The organism is Legionella sp. (assembly GCF_965140895.1).
Taxonomy (GTDB): Bacteria; Pseudomonadota; Gammaproteobacteria; order Legionellales; family Legionellaceae; genus Legionella.
The window spans coordinates 32,036-55,619 of record NZ_CBCSKT010000013.1 but is presented as its reverse complement, the minus strand read 5'-3'; the positions used below and the strand labels follow the sequence as shown (position 1 = coordinate 55,619).

The window sequence follows — 23,584 nt, the reverse complement described above, 5'->3', positions numbered from 1 at the left end:
TGAGGACGAAGAAAGTAATGATAAGGATTTGGGGGCAAATAAAGACGAATATGAGTTTATTAAGCAACAAATCGAAATGCTTGAAAACTGTTACGATCCTGCAACTCAGGAAATGATAATATCTGATGGGATGGGCTATCTTTATTATCTTGAAGATGGGAATGATTACATGCTCCATCAGTTTGAAAAATTTCTTCATAATATGGGACTAGTAGCCAAGCAAGGAGTTAAACAACTCTCAATAAACCATGAATGTCCAAGCAACGGCCATCTCTGGGATTTTATAGAAAATAACCAAGATTTATCTGTATTGACTATTAGCGGTGAGTTTTTTGAAGGTAGTTTTCTTGAAAATGATTTGTTTTATAAGGTGGCGCAAAAGGCAAAAAACTTATATTACATCCATGTCTTTGTGGGTGAAGACGAATTTGAACCCGATATGGAGCTTGTTGAGAAAAAACTTAACGCTAAAATGCCTGAACGGTCTTTTATCATAAGCTGGGGCTGCGCCACACTGCTCAAAACAGCAAGTTTCACTCAAATTTTTTATGATAATGATGTTCTTTTTAATGAGCGTGGAAGAGATAGTTTAAATGAAGAGGTATTGTTAGAAAAGTTAAGCGCAAAAAAGGACTTTGGATTGCCCTTAATTTTTGAGGCTCTAGAGAAACGGCTCGTTGGTAAATTCAATGGTGAAGAACGAGATCTGTTAACTGCTTCTCTTGATCTGGAAAAAGAATTCGATAGCTGGCGGCTACTTGATTACGCAGTTTTGCATGATGATATTCTAAGCACTCGATTTTTAATGCGTCAACAACCTGATCTATCTATACAAAACTCAGGGGGATATAGACCTCTGGAAATCGCAGCCGAGTATGCTGGTGTTGACGTTTTAAGAGCGCTCTTAGAGCTTAATCCATCAGCACGATATCTTCCTTCAGAAAAGGTGGATTTGCTTCGTCTAGAGAATGAAATGCAGCATATACCTATAATGATCGCTGCTAGCAACGGAAAATTACACAATGTACAGTTTCTCCTTCAATACGATATAGGTCTTTCCCAATTATATGATTTGCAACAACAAACGATTGATCTTGCCTGGAAAAAGCAACACATTCAGATCGTGCTTTATTTGTTGAAGCAAAACTTTCCTTTTCCGAGCCATTTTGATGTATCCCAAATTAATAACGCAACTCAAGAAGGGAAGGAACTCATAGAGTTTGTCACTAATCGCCAATTTTTTCATGACCTCATTAAACAAGGTAACGTGGAGCAAATAACCAATATAGCCCTCGAAGGTGAAAAAATTGGGCATGGTTTTAACCTTCAAAATACTTCGGCACTAAACACCGCCCTATCCTCTAAGCAATATAAAAGTTATGCTTATCTTAAAACAAAAGGCTTTAAAAGCCCTGCAGCTGAGGCATTGGAAGAAACAATAATTAATTTGAATGAACACGATAAAAACGCCTTAAATAAGGCACTGCTTAATTATTTTAGTAGACCCAATGATGCTTCTGTATTCTATCTTTTATCAAGGTCGAGAACATTACAAAGAGAGGGTGTTTATTTTGATACCATTAGATTCATATATGAACAGTTAATTAATATTCCAGGCATCGCACCTCTTTTATCGGTTATTGAGCATTATAAAGGGACTATTGATATTATTTTTGATTTTAATCAAGTCAATACTATGGATTTAGATGTTACATCGCATAAATCAACTGAAGGGCGATGCCGTTATGATGAAGGACGTATTTTTATCGCCGCAAAGCTTGATCATCAAGAGCTTTTAGGTAATGTTGCGCATGAAATAACTCACTTGGCAATACAAATTCTTTATAACAATGATTGTAAGCCTTATGCCAAAGACACCTGTGGTGATGAGTATAAAAAAATCATAGAAACTTACTCAAAACTCAATGTTGATTCAATAAATAAGATCATTAAACTAGCTTTTACTGCTTACCATGAAAAGGATTGGGAAGCTGAATTAATCGTTCGAATCCCTCATATTCTTGCAAGATACGGTAGAGAGGCGGGAATGACTATACTCCAAAATCAAGTTCCCGATCTATTAAAATATTACAATGAGGTTTTGATTCCTGAGCTCCATGATTTTATAAAAAAATACAATAACTTAAACATTGAAAAACAAGTCATGGAGTCTAGAGTTGCTAATAATCAGCATTCTTTCTGGGGAACTCCAATACGAATGGCAGATGCGACAACAAATGTTCTTGCTAATGCATGTACTATTTTATAATTTCAATTGGTTTGAAAGGCATCGTCATGTATGGACCCAGCGCGGGGTCCATACATGACGATGCCCATTAGCGCTCAGAACGTTACACGAGAAACTTTGCACAATCTCCGTGAAAAATCAAAATCTCCGTTTCATTTTACTAAATGTAACTTCGAGGGAGTTGACCTATCAGGCATTAATCTGCATAACTTAAAATTTAAAAAACTATTCAGCCCTATCGCCTAAAGTAGCGGAAATAAATTCTGGTCTATTATCCATTAATCTTTTGATTCACGCCTGGATACGTTAAATAGTTACCTAATCAACATTGTAGTACTTAATAATTTATGCTTATTTGAAATAAAAAGAACCCCATCAGCATAAACTGACAGGGTTCTTTTAAAAGCGCTTGCTGAATTACTTAGCAGCAGCGGCTTTCTTTTCTTTCTCTTTAACAATTACTGTCTCAGCGACACTAGCTGGGCAAGGAGCATAGTGAGAGAATTCCATTGAGAATTGACCACGACCTGAAGTAAGAGTACGTAAGGTACTGATGTAACCAAACATTTCAGAAAGAGGAACATCGGCCTTGATGCGTACACCAGCAGCACTTGGCTCTTGACCAGAGATCATGCCGCGACGACGGTTCAAGTCACCAATCACGTTACCTACATCATCTTCAGTACTGTATACGTCAACTTTCATAATTGGCTCAAGCAATTGTGGTGCCGCCTTAGGTATTGATTGACGGAACGCACCTTTTGCTGCAATTTCAAACGCGATTGCAGAAGAGTCAACTGGGTGATAAGCACCATCAGTCAGGGTAACGACCACATCTAATACAGGGAAACCTGCTAACGTACCAGTACCCATCATTGAACGGAAGCCTTTCTCAATTGCAGGGAAGAATTCTTTAGGAACGTTACCGCCCACAACTGTTGAAGCAAAGGTAAATCCAGAGTTTGGCTCACCTGGCTGGATAGTGTAGTCAATCTTACCGTACTGACCAGAACCACCTGATTGCTTCTTGTGCGTGTAGCTGTCTTCGATCTGTCTAGTAATCGTTTCACGGTAAGCAACCTGTGGTTGACCTACGATTAACTCAACATCATAAGTACGCTTCAGAATATCTACTTTAATATCAAGGTGTAATTCACCCATACCACGAAGAATGGTTTCGCCTGAATCTTCGTCAGTTTCCACTCTAAAGGTTGGATCTTCTGCAACCATTTTACCAATCGCAATACTCATTTTTTCAGTTGAGCCTTTATCTTTTGGCGAAACTGCAATAGAGATTACAGGCTCTGGGAATACCATCGCTTCAAGTGTACACTCGTGGTTAGGATCGCAAAGAGTGTGACCGGTACGAACGTTTTTCATACCTACAATCGCAATAATATCGCCCGCTTCAGCACTTTGTAATTCATTACGCTCATTGGCATGCATTTCAACCATACGGCCAACACGTTCAGTTTTACCAGTAAAGGAGTTAAGAATAGTATCCCCTTTATTTAGTTTTCCTGAATAGATACGTACGAAAGTTAATGCACCAAAACGGTCATCCATAATTTTGAATGCCAAGGCACGGAACGGCTCATCAGGAGAAACGATTGCGAATTGACCGTTTGGCTCACCTTCAGCATCAGTTAACGGCTGAGGATTAACTTCATGAGGAGCAGGTAAATAGTCAACTACCGCGTCTAATAATAATTGCATTCCTTTGTTTTTGAATGCTGAACCGCAATAAGTTGGGAAGAAGGCTAATTCAAGCGTACCTTTACGGATGCAACGCTTAATGTCTTCTATTGAAGGCTCTTGACCATCTAAGTAAGCCATCAACAAATCATCATCCATTTCAAGTGCTGTTTCAATTAATTGTGCACGATACATTTCAACATCATCATGCATATCAGCGGGTACGTCAGTAACAGTGTAATTTTCTGGCTGTCCAGATTCGTCCCAAATATAGGCTTTACGAGATAATAAATCAACAACCCCAACGAAGGTGTCTTCGAAGCCAATAGGTAAAGTCATAATTAAAGGATTTGCACCCAATACTTTTTTGATTTGCTCGGTAACTTTCAAGAAGTTTGCACCGATACGGTCGAGTTTGTTTACGAAAATTAAACGAGATACTTTTGAATTGTTCGCATAGCGCCAGTTTGTTTCTGACTGAGGCTCAACACCGCCCGAACCGCAGAATACGCCGATACCGCCATCGAGAACTTTCAGTGAGCGATATACTTCAACAGTGAAGTCAACGTGTCCTGGGGTATCGATAACGTTAAAGCGAGTGCCTTTCCAGAAGCAACTTACAGCTGCTGACTGAATAGTAATACCGCGCTCAGCTTCTTGCTCCATGAAGTCGGTTGTTGATTCACCTTCGTGAACCTCACCCATTCTATGGATTTTACCAGTAAGCTTAAGAATACGTTCGGTAGTAGTGGTTTTTCCGGCATCTACGTGGGCGAAGATTCCAATGTTTCTATAAAGGTTTAAGTCAGTCATAATACTCTTATAAAATTTAATGGATAATAAATTGTCGCATATTGTACAGCATTTTATCCGGATTTACAGTAGAACTTGCCCCATTTTTTTATGATTATTTTACCTATTGCATTACAAGGCAAACGAACCCTCATCGCATCATGGAAAGCAGCGTTTATTGAGTGAAAAGTTAGTAGCAAATTCATCGCAAAAAGCCGACTCTGTTTCAGAGTCTGAACTACTATTTAATAGGTATCACTAAACATATAATGTTTTTTGAATTAATTTTGCTTGTTTTAAATGCTTTTCTAATTGTGGCCGTGTTTCAAGTGCTAACTGTTCTAAAGCAGGATTGGAAACCGTTCTAAGCAAACTATAATCCATCATGTGCAGCGCCCTATTATGAGCGCGGATCATCATTTTTATGTATTCTTTTTCTAGCTCCGTATTTTTTAAAGAAAATAAGTGATTCAATTCTTTTATATTATACTTTTTTATTGAACCTGTTATTTCGGTTGGCACAATAATGATGCGTTCATTTTTACTCACCTCCATAGCCTTATATAGATTTGTAGTATGTTCCTTCTGTAGCATTTGCGCGTACTGTTTAACTTGCGGAGAACATACATTTTTTAATAGTTGATTGGCTACTGTGATTTCCCATTCATCCACAGTGAATAAAATAGTTAAAATTTCACTGTCCTTTTTAGTTTGCACAGCGTTTGATGCGTTTATGAAAAAGAACGCAATTATAAAAAAAAACACCGATAAAATAGAGAACAAGTTTTTTTTAGCATCCATGAAACTAATCCTTCATAATCTGATGAAGAACCTATATTAAAATAAGCTAATAAACATACAATTAGTGCTTTCATGGGTAACCTATGGAAATCCTTAGTCTATTTGCTTTTTATTAGCTTAATTGATTCACTATCTTTATCATTATTCTTTGGAGTTACATTGAATTAACCAAAATCATTATGCAGTCAGATGTCGATGAACGAGCCTCATTGCCCCATACTATTGAAAAAATTTTTTTACAAGGTCAATACCAATGGGGGGGCACGTTCATTATAATAAGCTCCTCTTTATTAAATTCATCAACAAGGCATTAGTATTGCCTCGATTTGGAGAGATGTCCATTTCATTACAGAAGGCCGCAAGCGGTATGTCTGCACCAAGGACTTAACACCTGCATAAAAATTTACTTCGCATCGCTTCAGGCTGTTTGCATAAATCGCAGACTATACGCCTCGGCTTTCAGCCTTCCTTGGCGCACAGCGGTGATGGGATCTATACTATTACGTTATGGGATAAGTAGGAGCGAACCGCTATCACTAAGTGATTAGACAACAATTATCGCCGGTGCTTCATCAGCATCCACCCTCTTGTCTGCGTATTCCTGCAAATTACTTGCTGTTGAGGTTTTTGATTTAATACAAAAGAAGGAATAACGTGTTTGAGTCGTGTCGAGGCTAAATCCCTCTTTATCCGATCGGTGCGTTTCTGCTACGTCCATAAAACTCTTTATACAGGTCTTGTCATCAGTAGACAAAGTGTATTTGCGGTTGAGTGCTTCTTCGAAAGTTAACGTTCCGTTCGACTGCTCAACATCCACTTGAATTTTTTGCCATAAGGAGTCTAGTACAGTACCTTTTAGATTAGCGCTCACCGATTCACTTTCTAACAAACGTGAAATACTATTTTCCACTTTGATTTTTAATAAGTCCTCGCCATTAGCTGGACTATCCATATTAGAACAGCTAGCTATGCTGCGAGTAACCCAAGGTACAATCAATGCAATAAAATGTTTTGGCCATTCGAACATTAATTTCCAACCCAAATGATACACTGCTTGTGCAGAAGACACTAAGAAATAGAGACTTGCAAACAACCAATGGCTTAATGCAGTCGAAGCCAATGTATTAATTTCAGCATGTGACCATGATGTACCGAAGACAGCGCTTGAAGCTGCAATCAAAGCAGCAAATAAATAACAACCCAGATACACTAATTCAAGTGTAAAAATCCCAGTTATAAAACTAGTCGGTATAGCAAGTGCTGTAATAAATAACACAAGATTGACAAACGCGTTGTACTTGTTATCCAACCAATTATTAATAATATCTGATCCTACGTAGAGTTGGAGCATCCAAAGCAAGAACAGCCCTCCTGTATATGCAGCAAGACTGTCGATTGTAAATGCTATATACGGAGTCAAATAGAAATCAATCAAAGGAGGTAACAAAGTTACCGCATAATCCAGGCCTAGCATTCCCAGCACAAGTAGCGATTCACCAATAGATTTTAAAAATGAAAAAGCAATACGTCCGGTTAATTTTAATTGATCCAACACCTCTTCTAATCCTGAAAACGGCTTATAATACACAGGGATTTGTTTTTGAAATGCAAAAAATGCAGTCAGCCATTGATTGGAGCGAGCAACACATCGCCTTGCTAACTCTCTATTGTATGTTTCCTTGACAGAAAAATTCTGGTTTAAAGACTGACCGATTTTTGGTATTGTCCGTTTAAAATCCAGGTAATTAGGCACCCATCCTTTTTCTTTTAATTCCAGAGCATCAATAAATTGATTTAATCCCTCTTCAGTCAATTCAGGTAGATTTTGTAACCCTGTCTGTTGACGCGCTTTGATTATCCATAACAGTTCACTGGGAGATAGTGATTGGGCAAGCTGAGTGAGTGTTGATAGGGACAGAAGTTCTTTTTCAAGCAAGCTTAAAACACTTTCGGATTTATCTATTCTCTCAAGGAGACTACTATTCTCCCAATTCGTGTTAAAGTCTACCCCCAAATTGATTAATTTAGCTGAAAGACCATTTAAGTGTAATTGTCTATTTTCTGGAAAATATTTACTTACTCCTGGATTTTGTTTTAATGCATAATCCATCACCTGTTTATTATCTTGAAGTTCTTGGCTTAAGTATTTATAAAAAAAAGCATTTTTAGCGACTAGCTTTAGTGCTATTTCCAGATTATTTAAAAAGAAAGAAGAAGAATATCCACTTAATAAATCACCGTTCGTTTTAATCATCATCAGCAATAATTCAATCTGAGAATCACTTTCATCAGCACTGCCATTTTGAATCATTTCTTGAGTAACAAAGTCTATTTTGTCTATGAGAGAATCCAAAAAAGCACTATCATTTCTTAATGTTCTGGGTAAATAACGCCATAATCTAGGGTTAGCTAATACGGAGCTAGCAATCAAACACGGATATTTTTCAACTAACTTCCTGTTGTCCGTTAAAATCTGTCGTATCTGTTGGGGATTATCTTGGGCGTTTTGCAGTATTTCGTTTAAAGTACAAAGCACTTCTACACTAATGCCAGTAGGCAGGCGTAAATTATACTGTTGGACATTTTCTTTATTTAGCTTGTTAAAATTAACCAGGAAGTTTTCCTGCTCTAATCTTTTTTCAACAAGTTTTTTTAACTGAGCTAGAACATCACTCTTCTTAAATAAGGAAAGTGCTTTTTCGTATTCTACAATAGATTGCCGATCATCTTCCGCAAAATAAAGGCCAAAAAAATCGCCAAGTTTTGGGTAAATACTATGCGTCTGTGTTTCCGTTAGTACCAACTCGTTGTTGTCCCAGTCAGAAAGATCGAGTTCAGCCAAAGGGTCCATTCGTAGGCTTAACAAGGCATATTCAGCCAGATTGTTTATAAGATTGGCCTCATACTGCGTAAAATATTCTTCATATACCGATTCAAAGTATGCAGTCATCGATTGAGTTTGAGTAAGATAGGCATATGCATCTTTGATGTCCTTTTCATTATCCACGCCAAGTGACTTACTTTTGCTCAGCGAAAACATATGCATAACCGTATGTACGGACAAAGCCTCACCCACACGGTTTATGGCATTGTATTCATCTGCGATGCGCTGAATAATGTTACAGCGTTGCTCATGAAGTTCAACTAAAATCCAGTTGGTATCTGACCGGTATTTTCTCAAGTGCGTATTAAATTCTGTGGCAATACCCGGTTCGCATACACCTTCGCCCATTGCTCTTTTTAATTCCCCAAGAAATTTAGCTTGAGTTGATTTGGAAATACAAAACTGTTCATTATCGCCGTTGTATAAAAAATAAAAATTTTCAAAAAGCGCCAAGGCATCTTGAAGCGATAAATTAAATCGGTTGTCATTTGCAACTTGCTTGCGTCTTGCTTGAAAGGATTCAAACAAGTCGTGGTACTCTGCTGGAACCTGTCTTTTAAACGATTCCATTAATTGGTCCCATTTTGTCTCAACTGGCATCGTGTTATCAAAATATCGTTCGCCGAATTGCGATTGAAGATAAATCTTCATGGCTTCATTATGTTTCGTAAAATCAGGCTTTTGATAGAGCATTTCCGTGGGTATATAAAAAACCGGGTTAGTCATAATAAGAACTCTAAGGGAATTAAGTGGTCATATTGTATCACAAGAAGGCTTCGGTGTCAGTGGCTTTTCATACCTTGAGGTGACACCATCATTACTGTATAAAATCGTTTCTTTTTACTTGTGAATTTCCCACACCCGTAAAAATATTATTATTTACTATTTTTGAATAAAGTAAAAAATTGAATAATTGCACTTATAAACTAAACTTCTACTTTTATTTAAGCCCCAAAATAGAACATCCGCTGAACAGTTGATACGCTTTACTTTGTCTGTTTTTTTGTTAATATAGGCAACAAAAAAATAAATCATATCATATTATATACAGATTGAATGTAAATAATCATGGCATATCCTTATCGAAGGAACAATGTGTAAAACACTTATATGATGGATTATCTTAATAAAAATATTAATTTTTAATAGAGAATAATCACATTTAAAAACACTAAATTATCACTATAAATTTAGTTAAATTTATGTCTTTGTTAAAAAACAAAATTTCATACTGGGATAAAGTGAATATTATAAAAAATAAGCTAAGCCGATCGCTATTAACCATAAGATATATTAATAGTTTTTTTTCCAAAAAATCTCCTATACAACTGATAAAAAAAAGAAATAAAGCTCATAACTCTTTTATTTCTTTTATAATTGATACGAGCTTCTCTATTAAGAAACTTAATAGAGAGGCATCTCGCCTATTAGAAACCAGTAGAAACACACTAATAAGCCAATCATTGCTTAATTATATTCCGACAAAACACCAAAAAGCATTCATAGAAAAAATTGAACAATTAGTAAATACTAAGTTAAAACAAGCATGTGAAATAGAAATCTTTCAAAAGGATGGTTCATCAAGAGATGTGATTTTCCAATGCAGCATGGCAGGAAAACAATTAATTGCTATTGACGGAATAGAAACTACGTACATACGTCAATCACAAAGCAATGATCATGATATTGAACTGTTAACCTTAATCAATAAATTATTTCATCATGCCGATGATGCAATTGCCGTCTTAGATAATGAATTGAACATTAAAATTAGCAATCAATTATTTACTGCCCTATTACTGCGTATGACCTCACAAAGTATTAGTGTCGGTATGAATTTGGACAAAGCCCTTCCCAAGCCCACACAATTAAAAATAAAAATTATCAATGCCTGCAAATATGCCCTTTTGGGACAAAAAACCAGCATAATAATTGAAAATCCAAATAAAAAGAGTGATATTTATTATTGTTACGAGATACGAATTCATTCTATATATAATGCTTTTCGTCAAAAAAACGAATTAATTTTCCGCATCAAAGACACCACGGATTATAAGTTACAACATAAACTTCAAGCTGATATTAGCAAGACGTGTAAAAGCAGCGTAATTAATGCGATGACTACAGCACTGGCTCATGAAATCAATCAACCCTTAACCGCCATCGCAACGTACAGCCGTAGTTGCCTTTTTATGCTTAAAAATAACTCAACCATAGGTAATTTAGAAGAAATATTGTCACTGCCATTAGAAAAAATTTCCTCGCAAGCAGAACTTGCTGGAGAAATCATTGCAAACATGAAACAATTCTTTCGTGAAGAACATATTTACGTAGAAAAAGCCGATATTAATCAATTAATACATGATGCTTTATCTATTTTTCATTACGAACTACTCGATCTTAAATTAAAAATCACCCTAAATTTAGAAGATAACCTTCCATGGGTATTAATTAATAGAACCCATATCATTCAAGTTATTTTAAATTTGGCACGAAATAGTATTGAAGCATTTCAAAATAGCGGCGAAGAACACCCAGAACTCACAATTGAAACGGCAACGTCCGAAAATTACATTCGAGTTACAATCAGAGATAACGGGCCTGGAGTACCTAAAGAGTATATAGATAAAATATTAACCTCCTGTTTTACCACTAAAAAACAAGGGCATGGCATAGGTTTACATATTTGTCGTACTTTGATTGAAAATCAGGGTGGAAAACTCCATTTTCAAGCAGAAGATAGCAAAGGCGCCTGCTTTATCCTCAGCGTACCATTCGATGCAGCTAATGAAAAAAATTAAACTCTATATAGTTGATGATAATGAGGCCATCTGCGATGCATTATTTTTTTTATTAAATTCTGTTTACAAAGATGCATTAGAGTTGAAAGTTTTTCACCACCCAGTTCATTTCTTACAACAGTATTCTCCTCAGTGGAACGGCTGCTTAATTGTGGACATGAACATCCCCTCAATGAACGGGCTTGAATTGGTGCAGGAGCTCAAAAGAAACTCCTGCAAACTAAAAATTTTGATGATGAGTGGCTGCGCTAAAGAAAGCATTATTAATGATCAATTAAACTACGGAATTGATCAATTTATAGAAAAACAGTTTAAAATGGAACTTTTTTTAGAAAAAATTACCCATCTGATTTAAGGATATTTCATAAAACTAATGTTTTCCATGATACAAATTTTGAAAAAAATCCACATATAATTTGCAAACTATATTTAATTCATGAACAAGGGACAATCATGGCTGAAAAAATAAATGGCACTGTTAAATGGTTTAGAGATGATAAAGGCTTTGGTTTTATTCAGAGCGAAGGGCAAGAATACTTCGTTCATTTTAGCGGGATACTAGGCGATGGATTCAAATCTCTTCCAGTAGGAGCAAAAGTTGCTTTCAATCTCACTAAAGGAACAAAAGGCATGCAAGCACAAGATGTAGAAGTTGTTAATTAATTGCATGGTTTTCATTATATTTTATAGGGATATCTGCAAAGGCTAGCCTAGAATTAGAATATGGATATTAGGAATTGATATGCAAACTAATAAGCAAACCATCTTCATCATTGATGATGAACCCGCTGTATGTGATTCGTTACAATGGTTATTTGAGTCCATCCAATTCCAAGTAGAAACCTATAGAACTGCATCTTCTTTTCAAGAGAGTTATGATCCAAAAAATTCTGGATTGCTCATCACGGACGTGCGCCTTCCAGACATCAGTGGATTGGAGCTTTTAGAAAAATTAAGGCAACAAAAAATATTTTTACCTGTAATCGTCATTACTGGATATGGAGATATTCCCATGGCGGTAAGAGCCATGAAGCTTGGTGCCAAAGACTTTTTATTAAAGCCCTTTAACGAACAAGTTCTTTTGGAAAAAGTTCAAAAACATATTAACCAATCCGTCAATAATGAATCACTGCTTCTTATTAATAAACGCATCAACAGTTTATCCAAACGTGAACAGCAAATTATAAAACTCATTATCAACGGAAAATTAAATAAGCAAATAGCTCATGAGCTTTCTATATCCATTTACACAGTAGAAGCACATCGTGCAAATATCATGACGAAAGTTCAAGCCAAAAACTTAGCCCAGCTTATAAAATCATATCTACAAGCGCAGAACGATTATGAACCCGTTTAAGAAGTAAGCAAGAATCACAGGGTTTGCTCAGCCCCCCCTCCTCCTGTATATTAAAGTAAATACACTAATTGCTTTCGATCTTTATTAATATAAACAAGTTTGGGCCAACAGGCCTATACCAAAACAGAACTAATTTTCGTTGATATATGTTGTTAAAATAACTAACAGCTATCAATCGTGTTATGTGATTTTATTTTTTCTTAGTTACTTTATTTAATGTTAGGCACAAAGTTGTTCTCTATATTCTATTTGTTGTTCTAAAGTGGCTTGTTGGGTCCATAATAATTCAATCTCTTTTCTTACTGTTTGAATTTTCTCTCTAATTTCCAGTATGAGTCCTTCATCAGATTGCCGATACAAGTCGTCGGTTAGTTCGTTAATTAAGGTTCCCTTTTCATATAGCATCGCTTCAATTTGTGTTAAACACTTATTTTGATACTGCATCCCCTGTTTTTCAGACTTAATTTCCGCCTCTTTTTTCTTTTGCCATTGTTCATCGCGTATTTTTTGCTGATCATCAAAGTTTTGACCTAAATAAAAATGTTTATAAAAGCCTTTTGGTGTTCGCCAAGTATTGGTTCGTACCAATTTAGACAAAATATTGTTGCGGTATTTAAAACAATGGGTATTAGGCATGTAAAAATTTACGTTTAGAAGCGCATACAAATATTCTGCTACCAGTTGTTTGGGAGAAGAAAATAGCTTGTGATGTTCAAATGTCAGATTAAAAAAGGTACCAGAAACCATTTTTTTCACTTCATCGGGAATTTCTTCCTTTATTTCGGAAAATAATAGTTGTTGTACACAGTTAAATTGCTGCACTAATCGTTGATTTTCGTTTTTATCCACATGAAGTGTTCTTTTTTTAAAAATAACATTATTTAAAGATTTTCTATAAAGATTACTTATATATAATTCCCTCATATTGAGGGATTCGGACCCCTCATTTTGGGGTGATTTTATACACTCTGTTTTTTGTTTAGATGATGGTTGTTCAGGTAAATTATCTGCTACCCCTTCAAGTGAAAGTAAACTTAATAGTTTATCCGTGATGCAGATGTAGGTGCCTTTTTTTACTTCGAATTCACCATGCTCTTTGGTTCTGCTGTAGAGTGCTTGCCTTCGTGTAATAAAACCTTCTTCATTTAATTCTCTAATGTAGCGTTCTAGTGTACTTAAAGGAATGCCGGTGTCGGCTACAATTTGAGTATAGGGTTTCATAAACCACTTTTGCTCAGAGCCTTTTAATTTATATGTGCTGCTTTGCCAACCTAATAGAATGTAATCAATAAGTTGCGCTTTGCGCGATGATTTAATAATTGTAACAAGTTTCTTAAATCTTAGGTGAAAAATTGAGCAAAGATTCCCCATGGATAATATCCTTATCCTATTGTGTTTTTTAGGGAACAGAGCTAAAATAAACGCGAATAGATCCCAAAAAATGAAGGAATTACCAGTTCCCTCATTTTCGGACATTTAGCTATGTTCGTTGTTAAATGTTTTGAGGTTATGAGGAGTTGCCGCTCTTCATAACCATTCTTTTTATTATTATTTCATTTGTTTTCCCAGTTCATTTCCGTTTATTTTGCGGCATATTCGTTTTGCGTAACCGTCTTTTGCTTTGCACAAGGGAATACTAGACCAAGCTCAGATTGAACGAAAAAGCCGATGATAAATGCCATATACTTATGTAACCCGGCTTTTCCTCATCGACTTTTCCGTTCAATCTGAGCTTAAATCTAACTTTTCAACAAGATTCAAGCATAAGCTCTCTGAATGGATATTAGGTTATTTTCTACCCCACCCTTCCTTTTACAGCACGCATTAAATAATGATCCATTTATACGTGATCGTTATCCTTTATGTCAATACTCAATACGTAAAATGTCAAAGATTTATTTTCATCCCTTATACCCCTGATTTTACATGATCTATCGGCATTTTATGCTTTGAATTTTATTCTCTATTTAATACACAATACAGTATTGAGTATTGGTTGCTTTTTCCTGCAATTTTAGGTAATGTATGGGTTTACAATTTAACTTATGGAGAGGGGTATGGCCACGAGAAAACCTAAAGTTTTAGTTGTTGCTAATAATAAAGGTGGTGTTGGAAAAAGCCTGATTAGCCAATTAATATCGACTTATATTGCTTTTAAAAAAAATAAAAAGGTCTTGGTTCTTGATTTTGACCCCCAAGGCAATATGTCTTATCGATTTCTTCGCGATACACGTATTCGTGATATGTCAAGTTACAAACCACCGCTGCATCCAGATTACGATCCTAATAACCCAGACGATGATGGTTGGGATGGTCGCTCATCTGCTTTGGATATGTGGACTGAAAATCCAGTAGTGCCCTATCCTACAGATCTCGAGAATTTAGATATTCTCCCTAGCGATGCCGGATTGATCAAAGACATCGAAGCTTTTGAATACAGCGATAGTCTTGAAAGTATAGTACAGCGCCCCTATGATTTTTTTGCGATGGATGAATTTATTGATTGCGGTTATGACTTAATACTTATTGATACGCCTCCTGCAAAAGGTCCATTGACCCAAAGTGCTATTCGCGCGGCAACACATGTTTTAATTCCTTTAGAGTTGAGTAACAAATCACTACAAGGTTTGGCGGGAATGGTTGATTTGGTTAATCGTCAAAATGTATATCGTCCTAGCAATTCACAAGCAAAAATTATTGGTTTGCTGAAAAACAAAGTTGATTACAACAAGCGAACGCCACAAAATCGTATCATTGACACAATTATGTCTAATCCAATGTTGAGTCAATTATTAATTGAAGAGATTGAAGTCCATGACTCGCCAAGAGCAGTTGATATCGATGAAGATCAAGCGCCTATTACAGCACCTTATACTGAATTAAAAGATAATGATCGATTTGCTATTGAAGCACTCGCTTTGGGTGAGTTTGTTTATAATAAAGTATTAGGAGATAAAGAACGTGTCCATCAAAAAGAAAATAATGGCGAGCTCGCTAACATCTAAAGTGAATAAACCTGATACGATCACCCGTGCAGGCATTACAGCGAATCTAAAATTTACTCGGGGCAAGCAGCTTGTTGAGCATGACCCCTTTGCGTTGATTCCTGATCCACAAAACCCAAGGCCAGGTGAAATCATTGATGAAGCTTGGCTAAGGGCTATGTTACATATCGGTACGGAGCAATCCTTATGTAACTTTTCGGAAGTTGGTGATTATGTAATCCCTGAATATTCTCAGTTGCCTTGTGAACACAGTGAGTCATTAGAGGATAGTTATAATGCGCTACGTGATTTAGCTTTTTCTATTCGAAATGACGGTTTAATTCAGCCAATAGAGATTTTTTTGGCTGATCGACAAAATGATCCTGACTATTTTCGTAATTTAAATTTAGAATATGGCTATGTAATATTAGAAGGTCATCAACGCCGACTTGCGGCAATGATGGCTGGTGTGCCAACGGTAACCTGTATTGAGATTACCGATGAGAGTATGTTAGCCAAGCTTAAAGTGAAACATCGTAAATTAAGAAGACAATTGTCCGAAAATAATCTTAGGAAAGGTTTGACTGTTTCTCAGAATTTTCAAATTGTCCAGGCACTTTTTTCTGATCCAAGCAGTTATTCGCTGACTAAAAAAGAGCTGTCTGGCATCATTGGTTTTAACGAAAGTATTGCTAGTGCTTTACGTTCCATATGCATGAAACCTGAAAGTTACCCTCCCGTTTTCTTTTCACGTATTAATGAGAACAAATTAACGTTTAAAACGATTAGAGCCCTTGTTCCTAAATCATATCAGGAAATCGAGCATGCTTTAACGTCTGAGCCTGATTTGAATGAAACTCAATTTACTAGTCCTATTGCGAAAGGTCCAAAGCCTCGTGGGAGACAAGGTGGGGCTATAAAGAAATCATCTATTTTCAAGGTAAATGATGAGCATGAGTCCGTTACAATGCACGCATTATTACTTTCCAGGTTTCCTGAAATTAAAGAAATTGGCGGTGAATCTTCTTTTAAAAATTTAGAAAGTGTTTTAAATAAAATTAAAGAAATGGCCGTTAGAGAGTTGGCGTGACCCGGGTCACGCTTTCGTAACTTATTGATAAATAAATAAAAAATCATGTTTTTGATTTTTTTGATTCTGATAAGGAACGCTTATGACTGAAAAAAGAAAAAGTAAAAAATTGTTTTTTGCTTCGCCACAAAAAAAAGAAAAATGGCTCGTATGTATACGTTTTCCACGAGATATTAAAGAAAAACTTAAGATACAGGCAGACAAAGAATACAGTGGACGAGGGAAGCAATCGTTACTTATTGAAGATGCAGTTAAATACTATTTATATACGCTTGCAGAAATTAAATGGGCTGAATATGAAAAGGATCTCGATTATTGTGAACTCATAGATGATATCTATGAGGGATTAAATCAAGGTCCTTTGGAAAATGCGACGCAAGTGTTTTTTACTGAAGAAACAAAAAATCAAATTCTAGAATTAGAGAAAAAGATTAAATTAACAAAGCCGCTAATGAAAGATGTGCGAACTGGTTTGATAAGAAAGGCAGTTTCAATTCGCCTCAGTTTAGGGGATAAGGCGTTTTTTGATTCAATTATGAGTTATAGTGAATAAGTATAGATGGGGTTAAAAATTACTGTACGAAGCTTGGGAATCATTTCTTGATGTAAGATTTGCGCATGACAATTTATATAAAAAAAAATGTAATATAATTAATTATTATTACTTTTCTTTATGTTGTTGAAGTTCCATTAAATTAACTACTTATTAGATTGAGTTACCAGTCTTCTCTAATCAGACTAATATAATAAGTGAAGCATAAGGAGAGGATCATGACTAAGTACAGTAAAGGATATAAGAAGGTCATTAGCCGAAAACGAGCTATAGCGATTGCATTGTCCAAAGCCAGAAAACAAGTAAAAAAGTTCCTGCTAGAAAAAATTAATTAATCTTACTAATTTGATTTTCCTTGCTAGGCTTTCGTTACGCTAGTAGTTGATGGCACGCGCGATGAACCATTAGCAGAACTATTTTAATAGCTCATCAAGGTATAATGATTGTTTTATATGCCAAAAATCTTCCCACGGATCTTTCTTCAATAACTGATTCGTAGTAATTTAATAAATGCTGTTTTGTGATTTGATCTTCTGGATACAAGATCTTTTGTGGATTGCTAATAATAAATTCTTTTCCTTTGGAAGGGGAGGGGGGAGGATCTGCCAATGGATTGGTTTGTTCTTTGTCACTTCGATTGTATTTTTATCAAAACGCAATCCTTTAAAGCTTGGATGGCGTAAGTAGTTATTTTGGGTCCATTCAGTGAATTGGACTTCACATACCAATTTGGGTTTCACCCAATGTGCATGGGTAGAGCCAGGGGGGCTGAACTAAATGGATTTGTACTAAGTTCGTTTTGTTTTAATTGTTGATAAATTTCTTTTTCGCTTGCCTCAGTAAATCCAGTGCCTACATTACTGATAAAATCTAAATCTCCTTGTTTATTGTATAGCCCCAAAGGTCGCGAGGCACATCGGAACTCCATGTTGAGCCATGGTCCAACCTACCGGTCATTGCTAGGATGACCTATGATTTGTATAAATCTTGGTTATTTCCGCACCAATAAAGAATATTTGCGCTGAGTAATAAACCCATATTAATAGTACGATGATCGAGCTTGCCGCACCAAAGACAGAGGCAATCTCGGCTTTATTCAAATAAAAGCCAATGGCTATTTTTCCCAGGCTAAACAATAAGGCGGTAATTAGGGCGCCGACCCAGACATTACTCCATTTAAGCTCGATATCAGGTAGGCTCTTAAACATCAGGGCAAAGAGTAGGGTAACTAATAAAAAAGAGAATGAGTAACTAATCATAAGATCGATGAAGATACTCGTACCAATAAAATAATTAATATGATTGCTTAAAATTGCTAATAATGCACTTAAGACTAAAGAGGAAAATAATAAAAAAGCGAAAATTAATATCATCGCAAACGAGACAAATTGATTTTTTATCGCCGCAAACCATTTTTGGTGGTGGGGCGTTTCAACGCCCCAAATGATATTTAAGCCTTCTTGAATTGAGCTAAATACGCGGGAGGCGCTAAATAATAAAACGATGATGCTAAAAATGCGGGCGATGAACGCTGAAGAAGGGTGATTGATATTTTTTATCATTTCTTGGATTTGTAGGGCCGTTTGTTCTCCCAATAAGGAATTGACTTGCCCTAATATTTGTCCGCGGGCAGCATCCTCTCCAAATAAGGCTCCTACTAAGGAAATGCAAATCAATAATACTGGTGCTAGAGAAAATAGGGTGTAGTAAGCAAGGGCTGCGCCAAGGCTTGAGACCCGATCTTTTTGCCAATTGATGTAAAGTTCATGTAGCCAGCCTAATTTTAAGGTCATAATAAGTTTCATTCAACGTTTAACTAATCACATAGCCTAGCTCATCGCCAATAGACTTTCTATACCAATCCTGTACTTGTGGAAAACCATAATTGTTAAAAACTAATCACAGAATAGAATGGATGATCCTGATTGCTAATAAAGGTTTGTTAGACAATTAATGAAGGAGTGATTATGGATAACAAAAGCATCGAGAAATCATATGAAAACACCGATGATAAAATTGAGGGAATTGTGCTGCATCTCTTAAAAAAATACATAATAAAAAACGAATTATCGCACCAAGATATGGAGTTCAATGAAGAGCCTCAATGTGAGTAGTAGGACAAATAGTGTTAAAGCTCATTGAGCGTGGCTCCATCGACAATGGCATAACCTATGGAGTTGTAGTTTTGTGCTTGATTACTAGTAAGTGAGGACCCGCCCCTAAGTAGATGTATTTATTACTCTCTTCCAGGATTTTCGGCATGCTTATTGATATCCTTAAGGTTGGTTGTTCTACGCTAATTATTCTCTTCTTGGCAATGTGTGCCTTTCAACGGAATTTAATTTATTTTCCGGTCAGGGAAGAACCCAGTCGTCAAGTTTATCATGCCACGGATATGCACGAGCTGCATCTTAAAACAAGTGACGGTATTGAGCTACTTGCTTGGTATAAAGCGGCCAAAGAGAATCAACCAACAATTTTATTTCTGCATGGAAATGCAGGGCACATCGGTTACCGCATGTTTTTAGCCCGCGCATTTATGGATGTAGGATTTGGTGTGCTGCTTTTGGAGTATCGTGGTTTTGGTGGTAATAAGGGAAGCCCTACAGAGGAGGGTTTTTATACTGATGCACGTACCGCTATCCATTTTCTGCAGCAGCAAGGTATTTCGCCGCCACACATAGTGCTCTATGGTGAGTCTATAGGTACTGGTGTGGCGGTAAAAATGGCAGAGGATTTTCCTACTTGTGCCTTAGTTCTACAGTCTCCCTATACCTCATTACCAGCAGTTGCGCGTTATCATTATCCGTGGATTTTTATACCACCATGGGATAAATATAACTCGCTTGCAAGGATATGTAATGTTAAATCTCCCCTGCTTATTTTACATGGCAAGCAGGACACGCTTATACCCTTTGAGCAAGGATTGACGCTTTTTAATCAGGCTAATCAGCCCAAAACCTTTGTGGTGTTGGATGACAAAGATCATTATAATCTTTGGGATCTGCACTTTGTCAAAACGGTTATAAGCTTTATTAAATCACATTGTACTTAGTTGCGTGCGGTGTTCCTCCCATGAGGAATAACGAGCATAGGAAAATACGTGACAAAGATTATTTCTTAACCAGAAATCTTCATCAGGATAAGCCCACAAATAATTAATAGCGCTGCGATTATTCTTAACATATTTGTAGGTTCTCCTAGCAGCACGATGCCTAATAGGAATGCCCCAACAGTGCCTATCCCAGTCCAAATTGCATAAGCTGTACCTAAGGAGAGGCTTCTCATTGAGATGGACAAAAGGATAAAACTAAGGGCCATAGTAACGAGGGTAATAATCGAAGGGACCAGTTTAGTGAAACCTGAAGATTGTTTCATGTAATATGCCCAAACAACTTCAAGTAATCCTGCGAAAAATAAATAGATCCAAGCCATTTTATTATTCTTTGTAAATAGTCTGGTCGTCCAGAAATGATAAACCGTGATGGATAAGGTCGTCCCTATAGCTAAATTCTAGCATTTTTTGGTGAGGTGTGGGTATAGTACTGATCAAAAAGTTTATTCCTAAATTTATAATCAGGATCAAATTTGCTTTTTAAGTGAAAAAAATCTGCGGCATGTGGGTATGCTTTTAAAAACTGGGCCTCGGAGGCAATAATTTGATAAGGTAAGTAATAGGTTCCACCTTCTGCCAATGCTGCATCAATTAGTGCAGAAGTCCATTGTTTAACCTTTCTTTTATCTGACTGAGTAAGCCCTTGTTGGTAATAAATGACGCAAGAGAAAACTTCCGCCCTGGACCATGACAAATAAGATTCATTGTCGGGTAGGGCGTGGCGGATGGAAATATTTAACACATTCACCTGAGCTTGTTTAAGGATAGAAATCATTTTTTTAGCAAATAAATCAAACTTATTGATGGGGATAAAGTATTCCTGCAGCACATAGGTGGATTGTTCGCGTGAAGTAGGCTCAATGCTGAGTACATCATAACTCGCTTCATAGTTACGCCACTCGATAATTGAGCTTAAGTTTTCATAGTGAATATAGATATGTTGCCTGAAATATTTTCCTGATTTGCTATCTGAGACCCAATTTAAAAGAAATTCTTGGTAAGCAGAAGGGCGGCCTATTGGTGCCAGTCTCTCTTTTACTGTGACCGGCTCATTGGTTTTTTTCCAGGTTATGGCATTAATATACTGAAAATCAGGAGGATATAAATCGGCATTATGAAAGACGGCATCTTGTGAGTGACGAATATTTTGGAAAAAGTAATTTTTATAGTCAGCTACTTTCATTTTCTGAGCAATTCTTTTTACCGGAGTGTTCGTACTCAGCGCGAGGGTAGCCTCAACAATAACTCCAAGCCCACCATAGCCACCCAGGGCACCGAAAAATAGTTCGCTGTTCTTATCTCTGCTGGCGTTTACGATTCGTCCATCGGCAAGGACAATTTTAATTGATTTGATGGATTTAATAATTGCTCCTTCATTTACGTAGCGCCCATGGGCATTAACGCTGAGCGAACCACCAACCGTAAAGTTGGAGAATGATTGCATGATTTGCAGTGACAGATCATATTTATCAATCTTTTCCTGAATTTTCCTCCACGTAACCCCAGCCTCCACGGTGATTAAACGCTTTTCTCTATCAAGGGCTAGAATATGATTCATACTTCGCATATCAATAAACAGAGTATTGTTGGTGGCAATTTGCCCCCCTTGGCTGAATCTTCCGCCACCAATAGAAATCGGACCATGATGGTTTTTAATTAACTGACTTATCTCTCCTATAGATTTAGGAACCAGAATTTCTTTTACCGCGATGGGATTTAATAAAGTAATGTCGTTAACGGTCGGGGTTGTGGCAAAGGAGTTGATGGATAATAAAATCCCTATAATTAATTTAGGAAGACAAATTCCTTTTTTGATGCAGAATTGAGGCGACATAATTTCTTAATTGGACTTGATGGACGCTAAAGATAGTACACTATTTTTTAGAAAGAGTGCTAGAAACTAATGATGCCATTACCAACCAAACTGAATTTGAACTTAGCCTCACGCTATAAAACAGTAAGCTCCTGGGGGAATTTACTGCCTGGTTGGGGCATTCTCTTCTCTGCTCTTTGTTAGTTCGTGAATTTCTGCAATGTATCCGCCTGGAAATTGAACCATTGCTGAGGTACGGCCTCCGGAAGTAAATGGCGCTACAAGAATTTTAGCTTCAGCAGCTTGTGCCCTATCTAAGGTTTCCTTTAAATTAGGCACTTCATAACCGGTCATTTCGTGCCCATAAGGCCAATTTAAATGCCCACTGGTCACAATGACTAGCATTTTACCAAAGCCCGACTCTATAGACATGCGTCGATAAGTCGTTCCCGGCAGCCCAATTTCTATTCCTGAGGCTTTAGGATCATCAGCAACAATTTTTCCTCGAGCGAAGCTGGAGAAACGTTGCGCAAACAAATTAGCGCGATCGGGAGAAACATAAACCCGATTTTCTGGAATTGTTGCTAAAGGCTCATAGGATGGTGGGGTTGTATGCCAATAGATTTGCATGTTCACGCCACCAGGCCACTGAATAATGGCATCACGACCAATCTGATCAGGAAATGGAGCGACAATGACATCAGCGCCAGCAGAGCGTGCGGCCAGAATCGCTTTGTCAAAATCATTAACCAAATACCCAGTTCTTTCAGTACCAAAAGGATGAGGTGTTGGTGTTTTAAATCCAAAGACAGAAATCGTCCCCGCAGGAGTTAACGCTAATTGTGACATTGTTTGGCTGGGGGTTGGTGTTACCTGAAAAACACCTTTCTTTGATGTTTTTCCACCAAAGGTACTGACAAAACTGGAAACAAAACGATCAAAACTTTCAGGAGCAACATAAACGTGGGTGGTATCATATTGAGGTCCAACAGCAAAACCAGGGCTTTGCATGGCATGGGCCGTACAATGGGTCATAATGAATAAAATAAAAGCGTTTATCCCTATTTTTTTCATGAGAGTATCCTTACCAAAATAATTATTAAAGTAAGAGGTTAATGAGTTACGTCCTTTGACCTAGTACTGTTTCACTTTTTTAAAGAGTGTAAAATTATACAGTTATTTAGATTTTTTGTAACCATTGCCTATTTTCAGCTCCTGAACTCTTGCAATCAAAGAAAGAGGGCGCCGAGTTGAGGCTGGTAAATAATTTATTTGCAATACAGGAGCATCAGGAACGAGTCAAGACGCTAAAAGAAATTAGCCAAGGCAATCCAATTACGCAAGAACAGTATGAGCAACTGATGAGAACGGATATTCTTCAACGGGACGAAAACCTTGTGAATTATGAGAATATCTTAGCTTCAAGCAGTTTTCAACATAACTAAGTAGCG

At 36.8% G+C, this 23,584-nt stretch carries 20 protein-coding genes; 10 read left to right on the top strand and 10 right to left on the bottom strand.

The window, feature by feature from the left end; translation table 11 throughout:
• The first annotated feature begins 28 nt into the window (after positions 1 to 28).
• On the top strand, positions 29 to 2,269 hold the full coding sequence (locus tag ACQY7T_RS02055; protein ID WP_428411058.1) for a hypothetical protein: 2,241 nt from the start codon (positions 29 to 31) through the stop codon (positions 2,267 to 2,269).
• A 396-nt stretch (positions 2,270 to 2,665) separates the two neighbouring features.
• Here ACQY7T_RS02055 and fusA read toward each other — a convergent pair whose 3' ends face one another.
• The 3 genes from fusA to ACQY7T_RS02040 form a co-directional block, all read right to left on the bottom strand.
• The gene (fusA, locus tag ACQY7T_RS02050; protein WP_428411057.1) at positions 2,666 to 4,756 is read right to left on the bottom strand and encodes an elongation factor G; all 2,091 of its coding nucleotides are present in this window, start codon (positions 4,754 to 4,756) and stop codon (positions 2,666 to 2,668) included.
• Between the two features lie 237 nt (positions 4,757 to 4,993).
• The gene (locus ACQY7T_RS02045; protein ID WP_428411056.1) at positions 4,994 to 5,536 is read right to left on the bottom strand and encodes a DUF4142 domain-containing protein; all 543 of its coding nucleotides are present in this window, start codon (positions 5,534 to 5,536) and stop codon (positions 4,994 to 4,996) included.
• A 544-nt stretch (positions 5,537 to 6,080) separates the two neighbouring features.
• Positions 6,081 to 9,146, bottom strand: coding sequence for a DUF4116 domain-containing protein (locus tag ACQY7T_RS02040; RefSeq protein WP_428411055.1), 3,066 nt, complete (start codon positions 9,144 to 9,146; stop codon positions 6,081 to 6,083).
• A 482-nt stretch (positions 9,147 to 9,628) separates the two neighbouring features.
• Between ACQY7T_RS02040 and ACQY7T_RS02035 the strand changes: the two genes are divergently transcribed.
• From ACQY7T_RS02035 to ACQY7T_RS02020, 4 genes are all read left to right on the top strand, one after another.
• Positions 9,629 to 11,221 (top strand): ATP-binding protein, encoded by a 1,593-nt coding sequence (locus tag ACQY7T_RS02035; protein ID WP_428411054.1) that lies wholly within the window; start codon positions 9,629 to 9,631, stop codon positions 11,219 to 11,221.
• Complete coding sequence (locus tag ACQY7T_RS02030; protein WP_428411053.1) at positions 11,208 to 11,576, top strand: response regulator; 369 nt, start codon at positions 11,208 to 11,210, stop codon at positions 11,574 to 11,576. The genes ACQY7T_RS02035 and ACQY7T_RS02030 overlap by 14 nt, the downstream gene beginning before the upstream one ends.
• 98 nt (positions 11,577 to 11,674) lie before the next feature.
• Positions 11,675 to 11,884, top strand: a complete 210-nt coding sequence (locus ACQY7T_RS02025) for a cold-shock protein (RefSeq protein ID WP_428411052.1) — start codon at positions 11,675 to 11,677, stop codon at positions 11,882 to 11,884.
• A gap of 79 nt (positions 11,885 to 11,963) precedes the next feature.
• Complete coding sequence (locus tag ACQY7T_RS02020; protein ID WP_428411051.1) at positions 11,964 to 12,578, top strand: response regulator transcription factor; 615 nt, start codon at positions 11,964 to 11,966, stop codon at positions 12,576 to 12,578.
• Between the two features lie 219 nt (positions 12,579 to 12,797).
• Here ACQY7T_RS02020 and ACQY7T_RS02015 read toward each other — a convergent pair whose 3' ends face one another.
• Positions 12,798 to 13,949, bottom strand: a complete 1,152-nt coding sequence (locus ACQY7T_RS02015; protein WP_428411050.1) for a helix-turn-helix domain-containing protein — start codon at positions 13,947 to 13,949, stop codon at positions 12,798 to 12,800.
• Positions 13,950 to 14,635: 686 nt separating this feature from the next.
• On the opposite strand from ACQY7T_RS02015, the gene ACQY7T_RS02010 reads away from it, so the two are divergent.
• The 3 genes from ACQY7T_RS02010 (at position 14,636) to ACQY7T_RS02000 (ending at position 17,205) form a co-directional block, all read left to right on the top strand.
• On the top strand, positions 14,636 to 15,583 hold the full coding sequence (locus ACQY7T_RS02010; RefSeq protein WP_428411049.1) for a ParA family protein: 948 nt from the start codon (positions 14,636 to 14,638) through the stop codon (positions 15,581 to 15,583).
• The gene (locus ACQY7T_RS02005; protein ID WP_428411048.1) at positions 15,561 to 16,652 is read left to right on the top strand and encodes a ParB/RepB/Spo0J family partition protein; all 1,092 of its coding nucleotides are present in this window, start codon (positions 15,561 to 15,563) and stop codon (positions 16,650 to 16,652) included. Before ACQY7T_RS02010 ends, ACQY7T_RS02005 begins: the two co-directional genes overlap by 23 nt.
• 82 nt (positions 16,653 to 16,734) lie before the next feature.
• A complete protein-coding gene (locus ACQY7T_RS02000; RefSeq protein WP_428411047.1) occupies positions 16,735 to 17,205 on the top strand; it encodes a hypothetical protein in 471 nt (156 codons plus the stop codon).
• 503 nt (positions 17,206 to 17,708) lie between these two features.
• Here ACQY7T_RS02000 and ACQY7T_RS01995 read toward each other — a convergent pair.
• The 3 genes from ACQY7T_RS01995 to ACQY7T_RS01985 are packed head-to-tail and all read right to left on the bottom strand — an operon-like array spanning position 17,709 to position 18,998.
• The gene (locus ACQY7T_RS01995) at positions 17,709 to 17,945 is read right to left on the bottom strand and encodes a hypothetical protein (protein WP_428411046.1); all 237 of its coding nucleotides are present in this window, start codon (positions 17,943 to 17,945) and stop codon (positions 17,709 to 17,711) included.
• Positions 17,942 to 18,133, bottom strand: coding sequence for a hypothetical protein (locus ACQY7T_RS01990; RefSeq protein ID WP_428411045.1), 192 nt, complete (start codon positions 18,131 to 18,133; stop codon positions 17,942 to 17,944). Before ACQY7T_RS01990 ends, ACQY7T_RS01995 begins: the two co-directional genes overlap by 4 nt.
• 31 nt (positions 18,134 to 18,164) lie before the next feature.
• Positions 18,165 to 18,998 (bottom strand): YihY/virulence factor BrkB family protein, encoded by an 834-nt coding sequence (locus ACQY7T_RS01985; RefSeq protein ID WP_428411044.1) that lies wholly within the window; start codon positions 18,996 to 18,998, stop codon positions 18,165 to 18,167.
• Between the two features lie 174 nt (positions 18,999 to 19,172).
• Here ACQY7T_RS01985 and ACQY7T_RS01980 point away from each other — a divergent pair, with 174 nt between their 5' ends.
• On the top strand, positions 19,173 to 19,319 hold the full coding sequence (locus ACQY7T_RS01980; RefSeq protein WP_428411043.1) for a hypothetical protein: 147 nt from the start codon (positions 19,173 to 19,175) through the stop codon (positions 19,317 to 19,319).
• Positions 19,320 to 19,465: 146 nt separating this feature from the next.
• On the top strand, positions 19,466 to 20,260 hold the full coding sequence (locus ACQY7T_RS01975) for an alpha/beta hydrolase (RefSeq protein WP_428411042.1): 795 nt from the start codon (positions 19,466 to 19,468) through the stop codon (positions 20,258 to 20,260).
• A 65-nt stretch (positions 20,261 to 20,325) separates the two neighbouring features.
• On the opposite strand, the gene ACQY7T_RS01970 is transcribed toward ACQY7T_RS01975, so the two are convergent.
• The 3 genes from ACQY7T_RS01970 to ACQY7T_RS01960 form a co-directional block, all read right to left on the bottom strand.
• Positions 20,326 to 20,640 (bottom strand): DMT family transporter, encoded by a 315-nt coding sequence (locus ACQY7T_RS01970; RefSeq protein WP_428411041.1) that lies wholly within the window; start codon positions 20,638 to 20,640, stop codon positions 20,326 to 20,328.
• A 71-nt stretch (positions 20,641 to 20,711) separates the two neighbouring features.
• Positions 20,712 to 22,154, bottom strand: coding sequence for an FAD-binding oxidoreductase (locus ACQY7T_RS01965; RefSeq protein ID WP_428411040.1), 1,443 nt, complete (start codon positions 22,152 to 22,154; stop codon positions 20,712 to 20,714).
• Positions 22,155 to 22,295: 141 nt separating this feature from the next.
• Complete coding sequence (locus tag ACQY7T_RS01960; protein WP_428411039.1) at positions 22,296 to 23,207, bottom strand: glyoxalase; 912 nt, start codon at positions 23,205 to 23,207, stop codon at positions 22,296 to 22,298.
• Between the last annotated feature and the right edge of the window lie 377 nt (positions 23,208 to 23,584).

Coding starts and splice junctions, on each gene's coding strand:
- fusA (WP_428411057.1), bottom strand. CDS start 4,756: ATGACTGACTTAAACCTTTATAGAAACATTGGAATCTTCGCCCACGTA.
- ACQY7T_RS02045 (WP_428411056.1), bottom strand. CDS start 5,536: ATGGATGCTAAAAAAAACTTGTTCTCTATTTTATCGGTGTTTTTTTTT.
- ACQY7T_RS02040 (WP_428411055.1), bottom strand. CDS start 9,146: ATGACTAACCCGGTTTTTTATATACCCACGGAAATGCTCTATCAAAAG.
- ACQY7T_RS02030 (WP_428411053.1), top strand. CDS start 11,208: ATGAAAAAAATTAAACTCTATATAGTTGATGATAATGAGGCCATCTGC.
- ACQY7T_RS02025 (WP_428411052.1), top strand. CDS start 11,675: ATGGCTGAAAAAATAAATGGCACTGTTAAATGGTTTAGAGATGATAAA.
- ACQY7T_RS02020 (WP_428411051.1), top strand. CDS start 11,964: ATGCAAACTAATAAGCAAACCATCTTCATCATTGATGATGAACCCGCT.
- ACQY7T_RS02015 (WP_428411050.1), bottom strand. CDS start 13,949: ATGGGGAATCTTTGCTCAATTTTTCACCTAAGATTTAAGAAACTTGTT.
- ACQY7T_RS02010 (WP_428411049.1), top strand. CDS start 14,636: ATGGCCACGAGAAAACCTAAAGTTTTAGTTGTTGCTAATAATAAAGGT.
- ACQY7T_RS02005 (WP_428411048.1), top strand. CDS start 15,561: ATGGCGAGCTCGCTAACATCTAAAGTGAATAAACCTGATACGATCACC.
- ACQY7T_RS02000 (WP_428411047.1), top strand. CDS start 16,735: ATGACTGAAAAAAGAAAAAGTAAAAAATTGTTTTTTGCTTCGCCACAA.
- ACQY7T_RS01990 (WP_428411045.1), bottom strand. CDS start 18,133: ATGGAGTTCCGATGTGCCTCGCGACCTTTGGGGCTATACAATAAACAA.
- ACQY7T_RS01985 (WP_428411044.1), bottom strand. CDS start 18,998: ATGACCTTAAAATTAGGCTGGCTACATGAACTTTACATCAATTGGCAA.
- ACQY7T_RS01980 (WP_428411043.1), top strand. CDS start 19,173: ATGGATAACAAAAGCATCGAGAAATCATATGAAAACACCGATGATAAA.
- ACQY7T_RS01975 (WP_428411042.1), top strand. CDS start 19,466: ATGCTTATTGATATCCTTAAGGTTGGTTGTTCTACGCTAATTATTCTC.
- ACQY7T_RS01970 (WP_428411041.1), bottom strand. CDS start 20,640: ATGGCTTGGATCTATTTATTTTTCGCAGGATTACTTGAAGTTGTTTGG.
- ACQY7T_RS01965 (WP_428411040.1), bottom strand. CDS start 22,154: ATGTCGCCTCAATTCTGCATCAAAAAAGGAATTTGTCTTCCTAAATTA.
- ACQY7T_RS01960 (WP_428411039.1), bottom strand. CDS start 23,207: ATGAAAAAAATAGGGATAAACGCTTTTATTTTATTCATTATGACCCAT.